Origin of the sequence: Streptomyces sp. 796.1, from assembly GCF_047525675.1 — a bacterium.
In the GTDB taxonomy this organism is placed as follows: Bacteria; Actinomycetota; Actinomycetes; order Streptomycetales; family Streptomycetaceae; genus Streptomyces.
Window position 1 is genome coordinate 17,152 of the sequence record NZ_JBLIWA010000019.1, and the last position, 16,038, is coordinate 33,189.

Consider the following 16,038-nt stretch of genomic DNA (forward strand, 5'->3'; position numbering starts at 1 on the left):
GTTTCCCATAGGCGCACCCTGCGGGAAGCCGTAACGGCGGCTGTGGGCGCTTGACCACAGAAGAATGCAACAGCTATTTTCGAATTCCCTTTAGCGCTTTTCGAAGGGTGCTCGTTTCTCGGCTCATTTAGTCGAATCCGTCGGCATTTTTAGAAATTCTGACGGCAGGTAGCTGACGTTCTGTGAAGTCCACTGAGGGGAAGAAATGGAAACCACCATCATTACTCGGCATCATGTTGCCAAGATCGTCCAGGAAAAGGGTTTCGACCAATTCATGGACCGAATGATTGACCGGCTCGGCGCGGCCTTCGCGGCGCCCGAAGGACACGGCGTGACCCCGGTACGGGACGGTTTCCTGCGCGGCCCAGGCGATACGGCCATTCTGGAGTGGATGCCGCACCACCAGCCGGACGATTCCATCACCATCAAGACGGTGGGGTACACCCCGACCAACCCGACGACGCACCGGTTGCCCACCATCATCGGCACCATGACCCGCTACGACGACGTGACCGGCCGACTGCTGGCCGTCTGCGACGGCATCCTGCCCACGGCGATCCGTACCGGCGCCGCCTCGGCCATCGCCAGCCGGCTGTTGGCCCGCCCCGACAGCCGGGTGCTCGGCCTGGTGGGCGCGGGTGCGCAGGCGGTGACCCAGGCGCACGCCCTCAGCCGCGTCTTCCCGCTGGAGCGCATCCTCGTCCATGACATCGAGCCCGCGCACGAGGCGTCCTTCGCCGAGCGTGCGGAATTCCTCGGCATCGAGGTCGAGGTGGCGTCGGTCGCCGACATCGAGGCGGCGGCCGACATCCTGTGCACCGTCACCTCGGTCGGCGTCGGCGACGGCCCGGTGCTGCTCGGCGAGCGGTTGCGCCCGCACGTGCACATCAACGCCATCGGTGCCGACCTGATCGGCAAGTTCGAGGTGCCCAAGGCCGTCCTGAAGTCGGCCTTCGTCACCCCCGACCACCGGGGCCAGGCGCTGCGCGAGGGCGAGTGCCAGCAGTTGACCGACGCCGACCTGGGCCCGGACCTGCTGACCCTGTGCGCCCGGCCTGAGCTCGCCGAGGCCCAGCGCGAGCGGGTGACCGTCTTCGACTCGACCGGCTTCGCGTTGGAGGACCACGTGGCCCTCGACGTCCTGCTGGAACTCGCCGCCGAGGCCGGCCTCGGTGACCAGGTGCAGTTGGAACACCTGCCGGAGGACGCGCTGAACCCGTACGACTTCGAGTGAGACGACCGGGCCGTCCTCGCTCGCACCGTCGAGCGCGGACGGCCCGGCGGGGGAGGGGCGGCCCGGCGCGAGCGGGAGCCTCGGGGCGGGTGGGCGCGGCCGAGCCGGGCCCCTCGTCCCGCCGCCCCGGGGGCCCGCGGGCATCGCTTTCCCGCAGGACGACCCTGACGAACCCTGACGACCGTACGCGCCACGCTGCGACCTGCCACCACGGCAACAGCCCGCGGCAGCAACACGCATCACCGGCCCGCCGGCCCACCCACGCCCAGCGGAGCAGGCCAACGCCCCTCGCCGACGGGGCGTGGCATCCGTACGCGACCGCGGGGCTCAGGACTCCAGATACCGCAAGATGGCCAAGATGCGCCGGCTGTAGCCGGTGGTGTGGGACAGCTCCAGCTTGTCGAAGATGGAGTTGAGGTTCTTCTCCACCGAACTGAGCGAGATGTGCAGCTTCTGCGCGATGGCGGTGTTGGTGTGCCCCTGGGCCAGGGCCTCCAGCACGCTGCGTTCGCGCGGGGTGAGCTTGGCCAGCGGGTCGCTGTGCGTGGTGCGGATGACCAACTGCCGTACGACCTCCGGGTCGATGGCCGCGCCCCCGGCGTTGATGCGCTCCAACGCGTCGAGGAACTCCTCGATCTGGGCCACCCGGTCCTTGAGGAGATAGCCGACCCGCTCCGCGTTGCTCGCCAGGAGCTGGGCGGCGTAGTTGCGCTCCACATGTTGGGAGAGCACCAGCACACCCATCTTGGGCCACCGCTCGCGGATCTCCAGGGCGGCGCGCACGCCCTCGTCCGTGTGGGTGGGGGGCATGCGGATGTCGACCACGACGGTGTCCGGGGCCTGCTTCTCGACCTCGGCGATCAGGGACACCGCGTCGCCGACGGCGGCGAGGACCTCGTGGCCCTCCTCGATGAGCAGCCGGACCAGGCCCTCCCGCAGCAGGGTCGAGTCTTCGGCGAGGATCACACGCATGGCAACTCCGCGGTCAGCGTCGTCGGACCCCCCAGGGGGCTGTCGATGCGGAGGACGCCGTCGAGTGCGCCCACCCGACTGCGCAGCCCGGTCAGCCCGCTACCCGCCGGGTTCGCCCCGCCGCCGCCATTGTCCTCGATCCGCACCACCAGTACGGGCCCGTGCAGGGTGAGCCGGACCGAGATCTGCGTGGCATCGGAGTGTTTGGCGGCGTTGTTGACCGCCTCTGACACCACGAAGTACGCCGCCACCTCGACCGACTTCGGGAGCGGCCGGTCGACGTCGAACTCCAGGCGCAACGGGATGCTGCACCGCTCGGACACCCCGCCGATCGCTTCTTCCAGGCCCAGGCTGTCCAGCGCCGACGGATAGATCCGCCAGGTCGCCTCGCGCAATTCGGTGATCACGTCCTGGGATTCCTGGTGCGCTTGCAGCAGCAGGGCCGCTGCTTGCTCCGGGTGTCTGCCCCGGCGCGCCCGGCCGAGCAGCATCGCCAGTGCCACCAGTCGCTGCTGGACCCCGTCGTGGAGGTCCCGCTCGATGCGCCGGCGTTCGATGTCCACCGCCTGGACGACCGCGGCCCTGCTGGTGGCCAACTCGTCGATGCGGCGCCGCAGCAACTCGCGCTCGGACGGCCCGAAGCACTCGTGGGCCAGCCGGGCGTCCAGCGCGGCCAGCGAGTCAAGGCCCTGGATGTCGAGGAAGAGCAGCACGCAGCCGAGCGGGACCTGACTGAAGAACTCCGCCCAACTGAGGCTGCCGTGCGCGATCTCGGTCAGCAGCACCGCCGCCAGGGCGCCGCCGAAGCCCAGGAGGGCCACCACGACGCCGCACACCACGCCGGTGTAGCTGCGGGTCGCCAGATACCCCAGGATCTTCTGGTCGGACGCCTCGTAGTGCTGCGGGAAGCGGTCGAAGAAGAAGGCCGAGCGCCGCATCCGCTCCAGCTTCGTGAGCCGGCGTCCCCATCGGGCCAGCAGTGTCAGCGCCCGGCCGCGCGTACTGCTCCGTAGCCACCAGGGGATCAGTGCGACGCCGGCCAGGAGGAAGAACAGCGTGTGCAGCAGGGCCGTGGCACAACCCAGCAGGACCCCGCAGGCCACCCGGGGCCAGGAGGGCTTGGGCCCCATGTCGGCGGCCCCACCATCGCCGTCGTTGAAGCCGTCGACCATGAGGCGGGGCTCGGGCCCGTGTCCATAACTTGCTGCGATGCCGACGCCGATACCTAGATCGGGGTTGATGCCAGGGCTGAGATCGGGGCCGGCGGCGGCGCCGAAGGCGAGCCCGGCACCGAAGGCGCGGCCGGAGCGTCGGGTGGGTGGCTCGGGGGAGTTGGAGTGGGGCGCGTCCGGTTCGGCGCGCGCCGTAGGGGCTGCGGGCCGCGACGCCCCGCAGCCGGGGCAGTGAGACTGCCCGGGCCGGGAGGCGCCGAGGGATGAGGGTGCGTCGTCAGTCATGAAGTCCCGCGCTGTCGGACCTGCTTGCGGTTACGGAAGCGTACGACCACGAACGCCACGATGGATACCACGACCACGACGAGCACGGCCTTGGAGAGGAACCCGACGTAGGTCTCGACCGCGTCCCACTGGTCGCCCAGCCAATATCCGGTGAGCACCAGCACCGCGTTCCACACGAAGCTGCCCAGGGTGGTCAGCAGCATGAAGACGGGAAGGCGCATGCGTTCGACGCCGGCCGGGACGGAGATGAGGCTGCGGAAGATGGGCACCATCCGGCCCAGCAGGATCGCCTTGGTGCCGTGCTTGGCGAACCACTCCTCCGTACGGTCCAGGTCGGAGGGCTTCACCAGCGGCAGCTTCGCCCACAGTGCGTGCATCCGCTCGCGGCCGAAGAGCGCACCGATCCAGTACAGGACCAGGGCGCCGACCAGCGAGCCCGCGGTGGTCCAGAACAGGGCTGAGGCCAGGCTCAACACCCCCTGCCCCGCGGCGAATCCAGTCAGCGGCAGGATCACCTCACTGGGCAGCGGGGGGAACAGGTTCTCCAGCGCGATGGCCAAGCCCGCCCCGGGGCCGCCCATGGCGTCCACGAGGTCTGCGGCCCACCCCGCGAGGCCGCCCGCGGGTTCCTCAGGCAGGGCGAGGTTCATCTGATGCATGCATGGCCTCCGAGTCGGCGGAAACGGTCGCCGGCGCCTTCAGGCCGCGACCCTTCCAACGTAGAAACCGCAGCTCGCCCGCGGTATGCGGGTTGCCGCCCGACCCACTGACGTTTCCCGCAACCAACCACCTGCGGTAAACCACAGCTCCGCTTCCGGCCCCCGCGGCCGGAAGCGGAGGGACAGGGCAGCAACCGGGAGACCGGCGGGGCCGGCAGGACCGGCGGGGCCAGAGGCACGAGCAGGGCCAACAGCGCTGGTGGGGCTGGTAGAGCCGGTGGTGCCGGGGCCAGCGCGGCTAGTGGGGCCACTAGGGCGAGTGAGACGAGTGAGGCCAGCAGGATCGGCAGGGTCCTCAGGGCCAGGGATGGGGTCAGTGAGGCCAGCGGGCAGATAGGGCCGGCATGGCAGAGATGGCAGACACGACAGACGTAGCCAGCGTGGTGGACGAGGCCGCTGGGGGCGCCGCGTCCCACCGGGATGGGGCGAGCGGAATACGGAATAGGGGGTGGCAAGCGCAGGTGCGGGGGTTGACACGGGTACCGGCCCCTGAAGGCTCCACACGAGGACTCTGCCAACCCGCCGCACACCCCCATCGACGCTCAGCAGCCCCACTCACGCTCGGCAGCCCCGGCAACCCGGCAGTCCGCCGCCAGCCCGCCGGCCGCACCACCGCCCCAAAGCCATGACGTGCGCCACGTCAGTAGCCCAGTAACCCAGGAGCCACGTTCGGAGCCACCCGGGCAGCCAGACCACCAGCAACCGAGCCAGCAGCCATGGCCGAAGCCATTGGACCGCCCCCACCCGAGCCCCCACACCCGAGCCCCCACACCCCACGCGTGCACGAGCCGACCGGACCGGGTATCGCGAAGGGGAGCGGCGTAGGGGACGGGGAGACGAGGCCCCCGTGCAGGTCCGCGGCGCCGTACGCCCACCGCACCCAGCGACACAGACCCCAACACCCCCTACTTCACCCCTAGAAGCCCGCCCCAGACCCCTACGTGGCCATTACACAAGGGTCGTCCCGCTGCGCGCCGAACCGGCTACAGTCGGCGATGTTCTGGTGGGGGAGCAGAACTGACGGGGCGTGTGATGGAGGAATCGGCACAGGGACGCCCGGGCTCCCGTGGCCCGGGGAAGGCGGAGGGGAGCGCCGATGGAGCCGTTGCAGCCAACTGATCCGCGGCGCGTGGGCGACTACGAGTTGCTGGCCAGGCTCGGCGCGGGCGGAATGGGCGTCGTCTACCTGGGGCGCTCGCCCGGCGGCCGGGCCGTCGCGGTCAAGGTCGTACACCAACGCTTCGGCCGCGACCAGCACTACCGCGCCCGCTTCCGCCGCGAGGTGAACTCGGCGCGGCTGGTGACCAACGCGTACACCGCCCCGCTGCTGGCGGCGGACCCCGAGGCGGCGGCCCCGTGGCTGGCCATGGGCTACCTCCCCGGGCTGACCCTCCGGCAGGCCGTCGACCGGTACGGCAAGCTGCCGCCACCCGCACTGCACCTGTTGGCCGTCGCGCTCGCCGAGGCCCTGGCCGACATCCACCGTGCCGGACTCGTCCACCGGGACCTGAAACCGAGCAACATCATGCTCACCGCCAACGGGCCGCGGGTGATCGACTTCGGCATCGCCCGACCCGAGGACGCGACCGGCATCACCGCAACCGGTTCGGTGCTCGGCACGGTGGGCTTCATGTCGCCCGAGCAGGCGAGAGGGGACGAAACGCAGGCGCCGGGCGACGTCTTCGCGCTCGGTGTGGTCCTGGCGTTCGCCGCGCTCGGTGAGGAGCCGTTCGGCACCGCCGACCGGGCCACCACGCTGGGGCGCGTCCAACGCGGGGTCATCGACCTGCACCGGATCGCCGACCGCAAGCTGCGCGCCGCCATCGCGAGCTGTCTGCACCCCAGCCCCGGCCACCGTCCCACCGCCGCCGACCTGCTCGACCGCCTGGGCCGGCCCAAGAGCACGGTGCAGGGCACCCGTTGGCTCCCGGACCCGCTGGCGCGGGACATCGACGCGCGCGGTACGCCCATCGAGCCGGCGCCCGGCCGGGCGGCACCGCCGCCCCCCGCCACCGGGTCCGCAGACCTCGCCGGCGCCACCACGTACGTCTCGCGCGTGGACCTGGCCGAGATTCCGGTGCCGCTGCCGGTCCCGCCGCGCCCCGGCCGCCGCTCCCTGCTCCTCTCGCTGGCCGCCGGGACGGTCGTGGTCGGCGCCGCGGTGCCGCTGGTGCTCCGCGTGCGGGCCCAGGCGGGCGAGTCGCCGCAGCCCGCCGCCCGGCGCCCCGGCACACGGTTGCGCTCCACCGCGCCCCGGGTGCCGGTCGCGGTCCGCCGCTGGCGTACCCGGGTGAGCACGGCCTCGCTGCGGCTGTACCGGGCGGGTTCCATGGTGATCGCCGCGGACGGGCGCGACCGGGTGACCGCCATCGACCCGCGCACCGGCCGGATCGGCTGGCAGCGGGTCAGCGAACAACGGGCCGTGGACGAGTCGGTCGCGGTCGGCCCCGACGCGGTCTACCTGTTCGACGCCGGGCCCGCCACGACCATCGAGCCGTACGCGCTGCGCGCCGTCCACCCACGCTCGCAACGCGTCCGCTGGACGCGCCGGGTGCCCGTCACCGTCCGGGGCGCGGCTGCCAGCGGACCGCTCGTGTGCGTGGCGGTCGATGACGAGGTACGGGCCCTGGCCGCGGCGGACGGGCGCCGCCGCTGGACCGCCCGGGCCAACGGCGAGGCGCTGGCCGTCGGCGCCCGCCTGGTGGTGGCCGTGGACGGCCCGGTGCTGGTCGGCCTGGACGCCGCCAGCGGCCGGACCCGCTGGCGGCGTGAGCTGGCCGAGGCCGCCAACTACTGCCTGATCAGCGACGACCTGGTGGTCACCAGGGACGCGCTGGGCGCCGTCTACGCCCTGCGCGGCCACGACGGGCGCACCGCCTGGCGCCGCCCGGTGGACTACCGCAGCTCCGTCCGGCACACCACGGGCGACCTGGTCTACGTCGGTGAGGTCGACGGCCGGGTGCGCGCCCTGTGCGCCCGTACCGGCAAGCAGATGTGGGCTCGGCGCCTGGTGGCCGAGGGGACGTTCGCCGAGTCGGACACGCTCTGCCTGGCCGGCGACACGCTCTGGGTCCAGGGCCCGCAGCAGACGGTGTACGGGCTGGACGCCACCGACGGCCGGGTGCTGGCGGTGTACGGAGCCTGGACGGCCCCCGAGTCCCAGTCGTCCACCGGCTCCCAGGCCGTCGCCGCAGGCGGGCTGGTGCTGCTCGCCACGGCGGACGGGTACGTCGAGGCCGTCGAGCCACCCCAGTGAACGGAGGCGCGCATGGAGCAGCTTGAACGGGGCGACCCGCGCAGCGTGGGGCGCTGCCGGCTGCTCGCGAGGCTGGGCGCGGGCGCGGCGGCCACCGTCTACCTGGGCAGGTCGCGCGGCGGCCGGGCGGTGGCGGTCAAGGTCATGCACCCCGAACTCGCCCACGACCCCGAGCAGCGCGACCGCTTCCGGCGCGAGGTGGCCGCGGCCCTCGCGGTCGGCGGGGCGCACACCCCACCGGTGCTGGCTGCGGACCCGGAGGCGGCGGTGCCGTGGCTGGTGATGGAGTTCCTGCCGTCGTTGTCGCTGCGCGACGCGGTCGAGCGGTTCGGGCCGCTGCCGCCCGCCGTGGTGCGCGGACTGGCGGCCGGGCTCGCGGAGTCGCTCGCCGCGGTCCACCGCGCCGACGTCGTCCACCTGGACGTCAAGCCGGCCAATGTGCTGCTGACCGCCGATGGGATCCGGCTGATCGACTTCGGCATCGCCGCCCGCGCCCGTGCCACCGGCACGGCGGGCTCCCGCGGCTTCATGTCGCCCGAGCAGATGGCCGGCGAGGCGGGGCCGCCGAGCGACGTCTACTCGTTCGGCATGACGGTGCAGTTCGCCCGCGGCCCCCAGCACACCGAAGGGCCCGACGCCGACGAGGCCCTGGGCACGGTGCTCGCGGCGTGCCGGCGTACGGAGGCCGGTGACCGGCCCACCGCAGCCGAACTGGTCACGCTGCTCAAACCGTTGGCCAACCCCGACGGGGCGTCGGCCAGCGGCTGGCTGCCGCCCGCGGTGCTGGCGGCCATCGAGGGGGAGACGAACACCGAGGTCAACCCGCCACCCGCGCTGGGTCAGCCCGGGCGCCGGCTGTTGCTGGTCGGCGGCGCGGCGGCGGTGGTCGGCGGCGCGGCCATCGCCGTGGACCGCCTGGTGAGCGGGCAGTCCTCGCAGCAGGGCGCGCGCCCGCAGGGTACGCCGCCCGTCCCCTCGGTGCCCCACTCCGCCGGCCCGACCGGGCCCGCGCTATTGCAGTTCGTGGTCACCGGTGACGGGCCGCTCGGCTCCCTCGATTACGGGGTCAACGGGACCTTCACCAGCCTCGACGACGTGCCGCTGGCCTGGCGGAAGACCATCGAGGTGCCGCGCCGCCTGGGCCGGGTCGACTGGCGGTTGCGGATCACCGCGCCCTCGTCGGACCTCGACTGCCGGGTCAGTGTGGACGGCGCCGAGAAGTGGCACGGCCCGCAGTCCGTGAGCCCGCACGTCGGCCCGACCCCCTACTCCATGGACGCCAGCGGCTCCGTCGCGTTCTGGGACCCCTCCCGAACGTAGCTGTCTAGAGTCCCCAGCACCCGCGAAGAAGGGCTCACGCCATGACGAGCAAGGTCAGCATCCTCCCGCAGGACCTCGGCAGCCTCAGCCGCAGCGCCCCGGCCGCCCGTCCCGGCACGCTGTTCGTCATGGGGGCCAACGGGGGCATGAGCGTCGCCCCGGACGCCGACTTTCCGCTGATGTTCGGGCGCAACGAGCCCGACGTCCACGTGTGCGTGGGCGCGGGGGACCGCCGGGTGAGCCGTCAGCAGGGGCTGATCACCCGTGAGGCGTCGCGCTGGATGCTGCGCAACACCGGCAAACTGCCCATCCGCTTCCCGCAGGCACGGCTGGTGCTCGGCGGGGGCAAGGCGGAACTGCCGGCCGGCTACACGCCGCTGTTCATCGTCTCGGCCCGGCAGGAACACCTGCTGGAGGTCCGGGTCACCGCGCCCGCCGGGGCCGGGGACCGGTGGGCCCGACGCAACTCCCACGAGGCGGACACCTACGACCACGACGTACAGAAGCTGCGCAAGGACGAGAAGCTGGTACTGGTCTGCCTGGCGCAGCGCTACCTACGCGACGAGCCGTATCCGCAGCCGCTCACCTGGGCGCAGGTCGCCGACGAACTCGGCGTGCTCTGCCCCGACGAACGGTGGAGCGGCAAGCGCGCGGCGTACATCGTCACCAACGTGCGCCAGCGGCTCAGCCGGGAGCACGGGGTGCCGGGGCTCCTGGAGGAGGAGATCCCGCAGCCGGTCGGCAATGCGCTCAACCACAACCTGATCACCCACCTGCTGGTGACCACCACGCTCACCCGTCCCGACCTGGACCTGCTAGGGCCGTGAGGCACCGCGCGGGCGAGCCGCCACCGCCCCGCGCCGTTCGTGCCGGGCCCCGCGCCGCCGCCACCTGGTGCCGTTCCCGCCGCGCTGCGCGTTGCGCCGCCCCTGCCCGACCTGGTCCGCCCGGTCGTCCTCCCGCCGCGCTCTGCGCCGCTCCCATTCCCCGCCCCGAGAAGGCGCGCCCGGCCGGCTCCGGCGGCCCAGTCGGGGCTTTCGTCCCCGTTTCGTAAGGCAGTGAGGGGCGCCACATGGACAACTTGTATGACCCACGCAGACCCCTGTGACCTCGTGGAACGGCAGATTCCACGGTGCTCGGGCCGGTCCGGTCGGGCGCGGGGGCGACCATCTGCGGGGGAAGTCAAACGGCGGAGGGCTAACATGTGAGCACCGCCTAGCTCGAAAGATAAATCTGTGACTGTCAATGAGGACTCGTTCACTGACTGGAAGAACCGCGAGGAGATCGCGGAATCCATGATCCCGATCATCGGGAAGCTACAGCGCGAGCGGGACGTCACCGTCCTGCTGCACAGTCGCTCCCTGGTGAACAAATCGGTGGTCAGCATCTTGAAGACGCACCGGTTCGCTCGGCAGATAGCCGGCGAAGAGCTCTCGGTCATCGAGACCATGCCGTTCCTCCAGGCGCTCGCCGCGCTCGACCTCGGCCCCTCCCAGATCGACATCGGCATGCTCGCCACGCTCTACCGCGCGGACGAGCGCGGCCTCACGGTGGCGGAGTTCACCGCCGAGGCCGTCGCCGGGGCGACCGGGGCCAACAAGATCGAGTGCCGGGAGCCGCGCGACGTCGTGCTCTACGGGTTCGGCCGCATCGGCCGGCTGATCGCCCGGCTGCTCATCGAGAAGTCCGGCTCGGGCAACGGCCTGCGGCTGCGCGCCATCGTCGTCCGCAAGGGCGGCGGCCAGGACATCGTCAAGCGCGCCTCGCTGCTGCGCCGGGACTCCATCCACGGCCAGTTCCAGGGCACCATCACGGTGGACGAGGCCAACGGCACGATCCTGGCCAACGGCAACGAGATCAAGATGATCTACGCCGACGACCCCTCGGCAGTGGACTACACGGCGTACGGCATCAAGGACGCCATCCTCATCGACAACACCGGCAGGTGGCGCGACCGCGAGGGCCTGTCGCAGCACCTGCGCCCCGGTATCGCCAAGGTCGTGCTGACCGCCCCGGGCAAGGGTGACGTCCTCAACGTCGTGCACGGCGTCAACCACGACGCGATCAAGCCGGACGAGCAGATCCTGTCCTGCGCCTCCTGCACCACCAACGCCATCGTCCCGCCGCTGAAGGCGATGGCGGACGAGTACGGGGTGCTGCGCGGACACGTGGAGACCGTCCACTCGTTCACCAACGACCAGAACCTGCTGGACAACTACCACAAGTCGGACCGTCGTGGTCGTTCGGCGCCGCTCAACATGGTCATCACCGAGACCGGCGCCGCCTCGGCCGTCGCCAAGGCGCTGCCCGACCTCAACGCGCGGATCACCGGTAGCTCGATCCGGGTTCCGGTGCCCGACGTCTCGATCGCGATCCTCAGCCTCCGGCTCGGCCGCGAGACCACCCGCGAGGAGGTCCTCGACTACCTGCGGAACGTCTCGCTCACCTCGCCGCTGAAGCGACAGATCGACTTCATCAGCGCCCCCGACGCCGTATCGAGCGACTTCATCGGCTCGCGCCACGCCTCGATCGTCGACGCCGGCGCCACCAAGGTCGAGGGCGACGACGCGATCCTCTACCTCTGGTACGACAACGAGTTCGGTTACTCCTGCCAGGTCATCCGGGTCGTCCAGCACGTCTCCGGGGTGGAGTACCCGACCTTCCCGGCGCCGGTCGCCTAATCGCCGGCGTCCGGCCGCCCACTAGCGGGGCGGGCCGCCCGCAACACAAGGAGTGCCGCCCGTGCTCCGTACGAAGGCGTACGGAGCACGGGCGGCCTTCGTTGTGACCCGCAGGGGCGGCGGGCCGGGTGCGGCGCCGAAGGTCTGGCCGTGCCCCGGACCCACGGGGCCCGCTCGGCCCCGCCCGCCGACTACTGCTCGGGCCAGGCCGACTCGCCGACGAGCAGCGCCTGTGCGGTCGTCAGGGTCGCCCTCCGGTCGAAGCGCTCGGCCTCCCAGGCGGTGGAGCGCAAGGTGCCCCGGTTGCGGTAGGCGCGCACGATCTTCAGGTGGTCGGGCCGGGCCACGAAGCCGTGGAGGGCGTCCATGTCGCGCCAGACCGAGACCGCGCCGGACCGGGGGCGCCGCAGGTCGGACGAGGCCCACAGCCACACCCCGACCGCGCCGTCCAACTCGCCCCAACTCCGGCGCAGCGTCATCCCGGCGGAGGCCACGCCCACGGCCGTCCAGGGGCGGCGGGCGGTGAACTCGGTGACGCTCACGACGATCGGACCGGTCTCGGCGTCAGGCCGTTGACGGCCGCCGGGCCCGGGTTTCCACGGCGCGAACCAGATAGGGGTCGGCATGTGATCCCTCGGCCTCCTCGGGGCGGTGTGTTGACCGTACGGCCCAGGCGGTGCCGCGCGGCGTGCCTGACGTGCGGTCAGTGCGACGCCTCCGGCCTGAGCGGCGACCCAAGTGTGTCGATCTGGAACACCGGCCTCAACCAACGACCGCACATATCGGCCGCGAACGCCTGTCCTCCCGTGAATTCCGGCCACGGCGACTAAATCTGAACGGTCGTTCGTGCTAACATGCCAGCCCCTGACGTCGAACGAGGAGTCGCGGGCATGCGCCCCATCGAGGCAGTCGCCAGCACCACCCTCAACGTTGTCTCTCGGGTTTCGGGACCGCTCGCGGGTGCCGGTGCGTTCAGCCTGTTCCACATGCCGTTCGTACGGAGCAAGCTGCGCAGCAGTGAGCGCGAGCTGTTCGCGCAGGCAGAGGTGGAGCGGCTGCCGGCCGCCGACGGGAAGCAGGCCGTGGTCTACCGCTGGGGCGACGGCAGCCGCCCCGTACTCCTGGTGCACGGCTGGCAGTCGCGCGGCTCCCGGCTGGCCGCGTTCGTCCAGCCCCTCCTGGACCAGGGCCACAGCGTCATCACCTTCGACGCGCCGGGCCACGGCGACGCGGCGGGCCGCAGCACCACGATCCTGGACTACCGCGCGGTGATCACCGCCCTGCACGACAAGTACGGGACGTTCGACGCGCTCATCGCGCACTCGCTGGGCGTGCTCGCCTCGTTCTTCGCGCTCACCCGCGGGGCCAAGGCGGAGAAGGTCGTCGCCATCAGCCCGGTCTGCGACTTCGAGTACCTGATCGGGGAGTTCTTCACCGAACTGCGGCTGCGCGACGCGCTCCAGGGCCGGCTGCGCGACCAGATCGCCAAGAACCTCTTCCCCGACCTGCCGGCCGAGCGGATGCCCTTCTCGGTGACCCATGCGACCGAGCACGTCACCGCCCCGGTCCTGGTCATCCACGACGAGGGTGACACGCGCATCGAGATTGCCCAGGGCCGTCGCATCGTCACCGCCTTCGGCGACCAGGCCCAGCTCGTCACCACGACCGAACTCGGCCACCGGCGCATCCTGAGCGATGCGGCCGTGGTGCGTACGGCGGTGGACTTCGTCCGGAGCGGCCCGAGTTCGGTCGGCGCGGACGAGGTGCGTCTGGCCTCGGCGGAGTGAGGCACCGGGATGCGACACCGGCGCCGAGCGGCCCCGCCGGGCGCTAACCGCACGATCGTCCGCATATTCGCTACACTTGACTGCCCCCACCAGCACGAAGAGGGTCTGGCACACGAGAGTAGGTACGGGTATGGCAGCGAACGCGACACACATCGACGGCCGGGTCGCTCGCGGTAACCAGACCCGTCAGCTCATCCTCAAGCGGACCGTGGAGATCGCCTCGGTCGAAGGGCTCGAAGGGCTCTCCCTGGGGCGACTGGCCAGCGAGCTGAAGCTCAGCAAGAGCGGGGTCTTCGCCCTGTTCGGCTCCAAGGAAGACCTGCAACTGGCCACCGTCCGCGCGGCCATCAAGGTCTTCCTCGAACACGTCGTACAGCCCGCCCGTGACCTGCCGCCGGGCGTGGAGCGGCTGTGGCGGGTGTGCACCGGCTGGCTGACCTACTCGCGGGAGCGGGTCTTCCCCGGCGGCTGCTTCTTCTACTCGGTCTCGGCGGAGTACGACGCCCGCGAGGGCAAGGTGCACGACACCCTGGCCGCCGCCCGCGTCAACTGGATCTCCTACCTGGAGCAGACGGTGCGCGACGCCCAGAAGGCCGGCCAGATCGCGCCCGACGCCGACGTGCCACAGTTGATCTTCGAGATCGTCGCCATGCTGGAGATGTCGAACGCCGAGTCGGTGCTGCACAACGAGGTCACCGCGTACGACATGGCGGCCAAGGCGATCGTCAGCCGGCTGCGCGACGTGGTCACCGACCCGGAGCTGGTGCCGCAGCTTCCCTGAGGGCGGGGCGGTCCTGCGGCCCTGCCCACGGCGGTCTGGCGGACACCGCGGCGGCCCACCCCTCGCCAGGGGTGGGCCGCCGCGGTGTCGCTGCCGGTCCCTCAGGCGCCCATCGCGTGCACGCCGCCGTCGACGTGCACGATCTCGCCCGTGGTGCGCGGGAACCAGTCCGAGAGCAGCGCCACCACCGCGCGCGCGGCCGGCTCCGGGTCGGACAGGTCCCAGCCGATCGCCGCCCGGGTCTCCCACACCGCGCGGAACGTCTCGAAGCCCGGGATGGACTTGGCCGCCATGGTCTTGATCGGCCCGGCCGCCACCAGGTTGCAGCGGATGCCGTGCGGGCCCAGATCGCGGGCCACGTAGCGGGAGGTGGACTCAAGCGCCGCCTTGGCCACGCCCATCCAGTCGTACGCGGGCCAGGCCGTGCTGGCGTCGAAGTCAAGGCCCACGATCGCCCCGCCCTCCTCCTTCATCAGCGGCAGGCAGGCCATCGCCAGGGCCTTGAGGGAGTACGCGGAGACCTCGACCGCGGTCGCCACCGAGTCCCAGCCGGTGGACAGGAAGTTGCCGCCCAGCGCGTCGCTCGGGGCGAAGGCGATCGAGTGGACCACCCCGTCCAGCCGCCCGTCGCCGTCCACGGACTCCCTGATGCGGTCCGCCAGGCTCTCCAGATGGCCCTTGTCCTGGACGTCGAGCTCGATCAGCGGGGCGGGCTTGGGCAGCCGCCGGGCGATCCGTTCCACCAGGCTCATCCGGCCGTACCCGGTGAGCACCACCTCGGCGCCCTGCTCCTGGCAGAGCCGGGCGGTGTGGAAGGCGATCGAGGACTCCATGAGGACGCCCGTCACCAAGATGCGCTTGCCGGCGAGGATGCCGCTCATCGTGCTACCTCCGTCTGCTGGACGTCGGCGCGGGCGCCGGCCGTCACGAAGTCCGTCACTTCGGAAATGAGTTGGGGCGAACCGAGGATGCGGCCGTGGCCGAACCTGCGGGTGGTGACCAGGCGTGCCTGGCCCTCGTAGACGCGCGCGATGCGGCGCGACTGCTCGGGGTCGACCGCCACGTCGTCCTCGTCGTGGATGACGAGCAGCGGGAGGTGGAAGTCGGCGGCCCCGTGGAAGACCGAGAACCGCGTCCACATGTCGGCCTCGCCCGGGTACAGGTCCCGTTCGATGCGGTGCTTGAGCTCCGCCACCAGTTCGGGGGAGAGCTTGAGTCGGATGCGGAACGCCTCGACGACGTACCCGAAGTCCGGTACGGAACTCACCGCCACCAGACGGCCGGCGCGCACCCCGCCGCGCAGGGCGAGCAGCGAGCCCATGACACCGAAGGAGTGCGCCACCACGGCCTCGAAGTCACCGCAGGAGGCGTGGAGTTCGGTGATGATGTCGCGGTACTCGACCAGGGTGGTGCTGTCGCCATCGGACTCGCCGTGGCCGGGGGCGTCGAAGGACACCGGGCTGTAGCCGAGCTCCACGAGCGGGGCGATGACCTTGGCGTACCGCGAGGCGCGTGACTCCCAGCCGTGCACCAGCAGGACCGGGCGCCGCCCGTCGCCCCAGCGGTAGGTGACCACCCGGTTGCCGCCCACGGTCAGTTCACCGGTGCGCGCGGACTCGATGGCCGCGCGCTCGTCGGGGCGGGGCCGGCTGCGGCCCTGGGGTCGACGGAAGAGGTCGTACAGCTCCTGCCCTTCATCACTCAGGGCCGCATTGGCACTTGACGTCGCGGGGTCCATGGCACGCCTTCCCGATCGATCAGAGTCGGCGAGATACTAGCACGACCGTTCGCTTATATTGCGCGCAGCTCAAGGGCGTGCTGGGGTGAAATG

The 16,038-nt window shown here is 71.5% G+C and carries 13 protein-coding genes; 7 read left to right on the plus strand and 6 right to left on the minus strand.

Translation table 11 applies throughout. From position 1 onward, the window contains the following. Positions 1-205: 205 nt before the first annotated feature. On the plus strand, positions 206-1,234 hold the full coding sequence (locus tag ACMA1D_RS14740; protein ID WP_414724413.1) for an ornithine cyclodeaminase family protein: 1,029 nt from the start codon (positions 206-208) through the stop codon (positions 1,232-1,234). 327 nt (positions 1,235-1,561) lie between these two features. On the opposite strand, the gene ACMA1D_RS14745 is transcribed toward ACMA1D_RS14740, so the two are convergent. Genes ACMA1D_RS14745 through ACMA1D_RS14755 form a run of 3 tightly spaced genes read right to left on the minus strand, consistent with a single transcriptional unit; the run spans position 1,562 to position 4,322 of the window. Next, a complete protein-coding gene (locus ACMA1D_RS14745; protein WP_414724414.1) occupies positions 1,562-2,206 on the minus strand; it encodes a response regulator in 645 nt (214 codons plus the stop codon). Next, positions 2,197-3,663, minus strand: a complete 1,467-nt coding sequence (locus ACMA1D_RS14750) for a sensor histidine kinase (RefSeq protein WP_414724415.1) — start codon at positions 3,661-3,663, stop codon at positions 2,197-2,199. The genes ACMA1D_RS14745 and ACMA1D_RS14750 overlap by 10 nt, the downstream gene beginning before the upstream one ends. Further along, positions 3,660-4,322 carry a DedA family protein gene (locus tag ACMA1D_RS14755; RefSeq protein ID WP_414724416.1) on the minus strand — a complete coding sequence of 221 codons (663 nt, stop codon included), beginning with the start codon at positions 4,320-4,322 and terminating at the stop codon, positions 3,660-3,662. Before ACMA1D_RS14755 ends, ACMA1D_RS14750 begins: the two co-directional genes overlap by 4 nt. 1,156 nt (positions 4,323-5,478) lie before the next feature. Between ACMA1D_RS14755 and ACMA1D_RS14760 the strand changes: the two genes are divergently transcribed. The 4 genes from ACMA1D_RS14760 to ACMA1D_RS14775 all read left to right on the plus strand — a co-directional run bounded on the left by ACMA1D_RS14760 (position 5,479) and on the right by ACMA1D_RS14775 (position 11,639). Continuing rightward, positions 5,479-7,638, plus strand: a complete 2,160-nt coding sequence (locus ACMA1D_RS14760; protein ID WP_414724417.1) for a serine/threonine-protein kinase — start codon at positions 5,479-5,481, stop codon at positions 7,636-7,638. A 12-nt stretch (positions 7,639-7,650) separates the two neighbouring features. Next, positions 7,651-8,958, plus strand: coding sequence for a serine/threonine-protein kinase (locus ACMA1D_RS14765; protein ID WP_414724418.1), 1,308 nt, complete (start codon positions 7,651-7,653; stop codon positions 8,956-8,958). Between the two features lie 41 nt (positions 8,959-8,999). Further along, on the plus strand, positions 9,000-9,785 hold the full coding sequence (locus ACMA1D_RS14770) for a hypothetical protein (protein ID WP_414724419.1): 786 nt from the start codon (positions 9,000-9,002) through the stop codon (positions 9,783-9,785). Positions 9,786-10,193: 408 nt separating this feature from the next. After that, complete coding sequence (locus ACMA1D_RS14775; protein WP_414724420.1) at positions 10,194-11,639, plus strand: glyceraldehyde-3-phosphate dehydrogenase; 1,446 nt, start codon at positions 10,194-10,196, stop codon at positions 11,637-11,639. A 191-nt stretch (positions 11,640-11,830) separates the two neighbouring features. Here the strand turns inward: ACMA1D_RS14775 and ACMA1D_RS14780 are convergent, their stop codons facing one another. Beyond that, a complete protein-coding gene (locus ACMA1D_RS14780) occupies positions 11,831-12,265 on the minus strand; it encodes a hypothetical protein (protein WP_414724421.1) in 435 nt (144 codons plus the stop codon). 264 nt (positions 12,266-12,529) lie between these two features. Between ACMA1D_RS14780 and ACMA1D_RS14785 the strand changes: the two genes are divergently transcribed. Beyond that, positions 12,530-13,426 (plus strand): alpha/beta hydrolase, encoded by an 897-nt coding sequence (locus ACMA1D_RS14785; RefSeq protein WP_414724422.1) that lies wholly within the window; start codon positions 12,530-12,532, stop codon positions 13,424-13,426. A gap of 130 nt (positions 13,427-13,556) precedes the next feature. Beyond that, positions 13,557-14,207 (plus strand): TetR/AcrR family transcriptional regulator, encoded by a 651-nt coding sequence (locus tag ACMA1D_RS14790; protein WP_414724423.1) that lies wholly within the window; start codon positions 13,557-13,559, stop codon positions 14,205-14,207. Positions 14,208-14,308: 101 nt separating this feature from the next. Here ACMA1D_RS14790 and fabI read toward each other — a convergent pair whose 3' ends face one another. Both fabI and ACMA1D_RS14800 read right to left on the minus strand, forming a co-directional pair. Beyond that, entirely contained in the window at positions 14,309-15,088 is a 780-nt protein-coding gene (gene fabI / locus ACMA1D_RS14795; RefSeq protein ID WP_414724424.1) for an enoyl-ACP reductase FabI, read from the minus strand. Continuing rightward, positions 15,085-15,945 carry an alpha/beta hydrolase gene (locus ACMA1D_RS14800; protein WP_414724425.1) on the minus strand — a complete coding sequence of 287 codons (861 nt, stop codon included), beginning with the start codon at positions 15,943-15,945 and terminating at the stop codon, positions 15,085-15,087. The genes fabI and ACMA1D_RS14800 overlap by 4 nt, the downstream gene beginning before the upstream one ends. Positions 15,946-16,038 lie beyond the last annotated feature (93 nt).

Excerpts from the sequence above, each read along its gene's own strand:
- ACMA1D_RS14740 (WP_414724413.1), top strand. The coding sequence starts at position 206 with ATGGAAACCACCATCATTACTCGGCATCATGTTGCCAAGATCGTCCAG.
- ACMA1D_RS14745 (WP_414724414.1), bottom strand. The coding sequence starts at position 2,206 with ATGCGTGTGATCCTCGCCGAAGACTCGACCCTGCTGCGGGAGGGCCTG.
- ACMA1D_RS14750 (WP_414724415.1), bottom strand. The coding sequence starts at position 3,663 with ATGACTGACGACGCACCCTCATCCCTCGGCGCCTCCCGGCCCGGGCAG.
- ACMA1D_RS14755 (WP_414724416.1), bottom strand. The coding sequence starts at position 4,322 with ATGCATCAGATGAACCTCGCCCTGCCTGAGGAACCCGCGGGCGGCCTC.
- ACMA1D_RS14760 (WP_414724417.1), top strand. The coding sequence starts at position 5,479 with ATGGAGCCGTTGCAGCCAACTGATCCGCGGCGCGTGGGCGACTACGAG.
- ACMA1D_RS14765 (WP_414724418.1), top strand. The coding sequence starts at position 7,651 with ATGGAGCAGCTTGAACGGGGCGACCCGCGCAGCGTGGGGCGCTGCCGG.
- ACMA1D_RS14770 (WP_414724419.1), top strand. The coding sequence starts at position 9,000 with ATGACGAGCAAGGTCAGCATCCTCCCGCAGGACCTCGGCAGCCTCAGC.
- ACMA1D_RS14780 (WP_414724421.1), bottom strand. The coding sequence starts at position 12,265 with ATGCCGACCCCTATCTGGTTCGCGCCGTGGAAACCCGGGCCCGGCGGC.
- ACMA1D_RS14785 (WP_414724422.1), top strand. The coding sequence starts at position 12,530 with ATGCGCCCCATCGAGGCAGTCGCCAGCACCACCCTCAACGTTGTCTCT.
- ACMA1D_RS14790 (WP_414724423.1), top strand. The coding sequence starts at position 13,557 with ATGGCAGCGAACGCGACACACATCGACGGCCGGGTCGCTCGCGGTAAC.
- fabI (WP_414724424.1), bottom strand. The coding sequence starts at position 15,088 with ATGAGCGGCATCCTCGCCGGCAAGCGCATCTTGGTGACGGGCGTCCTC.
- ACMA1D_RS14800 (WP_414724425.1), bottom strand. The coding sequence starts at position 15,945 with ATGGACCCCGCGACGTCAAGTGCCAATGCGGCCCTGAGTGATGAAGGG.